1 protein-coding gene is annotated in these 230 nt (G+C 73.5%); it reads right to left on the minus strand.

The features are described 5' to 3' along the window. Window positions 1–230: hypothetical protein (locus J0695_RS42105; protein ID WP_206970075.1), on the minus strand; the 230-nt coding region annotated here is incomplete at both ends.

Below are 230 nucleotides of genomic sequence, written 5' to 3' on the forward strand. Positions count from 1 at the left end.
GTACAGCTCGACCCCGCCGTCCGGACGGGGGACGGCGAGTCCGGCCTCGGCGCCGATGGGTGCGGGGTCCTGACGGCCGATGCGGTACAGGCCCTCGACGACGAGGTCACCGGCCGCGTCCGGGTCGCCGTGCCGCAGCGGGATGTGCCGGATCAGGTTGCCGTCGGGGTGCAGCGGCTCGGCCTCGAAGGCCTGTTCGGGGTCGATCACCGGGTCGAGCACCTCGTACT

The sequence above is a fragment of the Streptomyces beijiangensis genome, from assembly GCF_017315755.1.
In the GTDB taxonomy this organism is placed as follows: domain Bacteria; phylum Actinomycetota; class Actinomycetes; order Streptomycetales; family Streptomycetaceae; genus Streptomyces; species Streptomyces beijiangensis.